This is a genomic window from Neobacillus drentensis, assembly GCF_036966985.1.
Lineage (GTDB): Bacteria > Bacillota > Bacilli > Bacillales > Cytobacillaceae > Neobacillus > Neobacillus drentensis_E.
The window spans coordinates 1-3,290 of the sequence record NZ_JBALSN010000385.1 but is presented as its reverse complement, the minus strand read 5'-3'; the positions used below and the strand labels follow the sequence as shown (position 1 = coordinate 3,290).

Here is a 3,290-nt window from a genome sequence, read left to right as displayed (position 1 = left end):
AATTCGCTGATTGGACATGAAAATTCGCTGATTGGACATAAGAATTCGCTGATTGGACTTAGAAATTCGCTGATAGAACTAGCAATCTATGAGAGATTTCGCAATTCGCTCATTGAAGGCGGTAATTCGCTCATTCAATGTAAAAATTCGCCCATTTATATCTAAAATTTCAAAAACTCATATAATTGAAGTAGAAAATTATAAAAATTTTACCTCAAATCCCCATAATGAACAATTAAATTTCGTTTATTGTCAAAATTGGGGTAACTTTTTCATCTAAATTCATGATATTTTAAGAAAATCAGGATTTAGGAGATACTATTCAAGCAACAAATCAAACAAGGAGAACATACGACAAATGAAAGATAAAATCCCTTCGTTATCGTCCAACTCATTTTAATAGGCATGTTGTTAGCGGTGGTTGGAGGTTTCTTAGATGCCTATACGTTTATCAGCAGGGACGGAGTATTTGCCAATGCCCAAACAGGTAATATGGTCCTTCTCGCTGTAAAAGCAGCCAATCAGGAATGGGCTGGCGCGTTGCTTTTTATCCCACCCATTCTAGCATTTATCTTAGGAGTTTTGGTATCAGAAGTCGCCAAAATTCCTCGGGTAAGACAAGTCTTACACAGCTACCGAAGGTCTATTCTTATCTTGGAATGCCTGGTTTTAATAACAGTTGGCCTGTTACCAAGCAGTGTACCTAACATCGTGGTAACCGTATGTATTGCATTTGTATCGTCTTTACAAATTTCCACTTTCAACAAACTCGACAAGTGGGCCTACAATTCAACAATGACAACTGGCAATCTTCGAACGGCTACACAAGCGGCGTATTTGGCCTTGAAAGAAAATGATAATGAGGCTAAAAAACAGTTCAAAGAATTTTTTGTAATTATTCTTTCATTTTTATTTGGCGCATTGACTGGGACATTTTCCACCACCTACATTGGGAACACATCAATCTGGATCGCTTCGGGGATCTTAGTAATTGCACTTATTTTATATCATCGTGATCGGGGATATGTAAACAAGTCCTTAACATTTAAATAGGTTGTTGGAAGAGGCTGGAATCTAAAGTGGATCCAGCCTCCGCCTTTAAAAAAAAATTATTACTACTCTAGCATTTCCAACGTATCAATGACCTCTCTAAGTGCTTCTATTTCATCGTCCCCTGAAACTTCTAAGATAACTTCTGCTTGTTTAGGTATCGCTAAAGATAACACGCCGAGGACCGATTTTACATTCACCTTTCGTCCCTTGTACGTTAGAAAGATATCCGCATTAAATAGAGAAGCACGTTGTACTAATTGATTGACCGGCTGAGCATATAAACCTGCGTTTCTGTTGATTGTCACAGTTTGTTGAATCATAATTTCCCTCCCTGGGTGCGCTTTTGTATAAGTTCTAAAACATGCCCTTTTCTTATGTATGAAACTCCCTCTGAAAAAATGTTCTGTTTGATTCAATATGGGCCTTTTGTGTGGTAGTCCACCTGACAACAGATTTGTTTGATTCCTTTTGAATACCAGTTTAATCAATATTCTAGGCAAAGTAGTATGAATGTCCCGATAAAATAGGCTTCTGAATCAGTAGCAATACCCATCCAAAGACCATATTTTGATGAAGAGAGTACTTGAAGTTTCATGTACTGACACAAATTATTGATTTTAAATAAATGGAGGTATGAAAATGAATCCCTTACAAAATGAACTCCAAATGTTGAATGTTGGAGACTTTCAAGCGAGCCAGGCCGTTCCTTTTGACCCAAACCAATACTATGTTGATCAGTCCCGACAATTCGGTGGTTTTGGCGGTATTGGCGGTATTGGTGGTATTGGTGGTGTTGGAGGTTTTGGCGGTTTTGGCCGTTGTTTTAGCTGTTTTAGTTGCTTTAGCTGTTTTAACTGCTTTAACTGCTTTAGTTGTTTCCGTTGCTTTAATTGCTTTAATTGTTCACATTGCTCCCATTGTGGCGGCGGGCATCGTTGCGGCGGAGGACACCGTTGCGGAGGTTAATGGTTTAATTTTACTAAAATAAAATGTTCGGCTAAAGAGAAGAGACCCTCACTACATGAGTTTTTGTAGAGGCTCTTCTCTATTAGTTTAGACATAAGGGACAAATTGCGTTACATAGAATTATAGTAAAGTCATAAAGTTAAGGCTAAGGAGGAGCGAAATGACAAGTTTGAACCCTTCTATGCGTCTGAAAGTGAAAAGGGACACGTTTTTTCTCCCCGATTCAAACAGTGGAGTGTATTTTCGGAACAACATAAGCTCGTTCCGTATGGAAGGCAGTACGATTGATCAGTGGGTTGAAAAGCTGATTCCAATGTTCAACGGGGAGTATACGTTGGGTAATTTAACAGAAGGATTACCTGGACCATACCGGGATAGGGTGTATGAAATTGCTGAAGTGCTGTATCGAAATGGGTTTGTCCGCGATGTAAGTCAAGACTATCCACATCAATTAGAGGATCAGGTTCTTAAAAGGCATGCTTCGCAAATTGAATTTGTGGACAGTTTTGTTAATTCGGGTGCGTATCGTTTTCAAACCTATCGTCAGGCCAAAGTGTTGGCAGTTGGCTCCGGTCCTTTTTTGGTTTCGTTGGTTTCTTCTTTGATTGAATCCGGATTGCCCAAGTTCAAACTACTAATCACCGACACCATACCGACTAATAGACGGCGGTTGTTGGAACTAGTGGCACATGCCCGTAAATCAGACCCTGAGGTGGAGGTAGAAGAGGTCACATTAAAGGAAGATAGGGTAAGCTTTTGGCGGGAGAGTGTGCAGACGTTTGATTCGATTTTGTATGTGTCACAGGAAGGAAATCTAGAGGCACTGCGACTTCTTCATACGATTTGTAGGGAAGAAAAGAAGATTTTACTCCCTGCTATTTGCATACAACAGGTGGGTATTGCGGGTCCGTTAGTAAAACCAGATTCTGATGCATGTTGGGAGTCTGCTTGGCGCCGCTTGCACCGTTCTGTCCTATTCAAAGATCAACAATTATCTGCATACTCTTCGACAGCAGGAGCAATGTTGGCCAATGTGATTGTATTTGAATTGTTTAAAGAGGTTACAGGAGTAACTGAACAGGAACAACAGAATCAATTCTTCTTGCTTGATCTTGATACGTTGGAAGGAAACTGGCATTCGTTTACGCCTCATCCTCTGGTGACTGGACGAATATCAACTAAATGGGTTGGCGATTATGATAGACGACTTGAACAGGAATTAAGCACTGGTGAGCCAAGTAAGTTGCTTCTATACTTCTACCAGTTGACAT

General features: G+C 39.9%; 3 protein-coding genes and 1 pseudogene. 3 read left to right on the top strand and 1 reads right to left on the bottom strand.

Translation table 11 applies throughout. The features are described 5' to 3' along the window. Nucleotides 1–417: 417 nt before the first annotated feature. Nucleotides 418–1,053 carry a YoaK family protein gene (locus tag V7659_RS22745; protein WP_335542460.1) on the top strand — a complete coding sequence of 212 codons (636 nt, stop codon included), beginning with the start codon at nucleotides 418–420 and terminating at the stop codon, nucleotides 1,051–1,053. Nucleotides 1,054–1,115: 62 nt separating this feature from the next. Here V7659_RS22745 and V7659_RS22740 read toward each other — a convergent pair whose 3' ends face one another. Further along, entirely contained in the window at nucleotides 1,116–1,373 is a 258-nt protein-coding gene (locus V7659_RS22740) for an HPr family phosphocarrier protein (RefSeq protein WP_335542459.1), read from the bottom strand. Nucleotides 1,374–1,686: 313 nt separating this feature from the next. Between V7659_RS22740 and V7659_RS22735 the strand changes: the two genes are divergently transcribed. Continuing rightward, nucleotides 1,687–2,019 (top strand): heterocycloanthracin/sonorensin family bacteriocin, encoded by a 333-nt coding sequence (locus V7659_RS22735; protein ID WP_335542458.1) that lies wholly within the window; start codon nucleotides 1,687–1,689, stop codon nucleotides 2,017–2,019. Between the two features lie 160 nt (nucleotides 2,020–2,179). After that, nucleotides 2,180–3,290: pseudogene (locus V7659_RS22730) on the top strand (bacteriocin maturation protein); the annotation flags it as partial.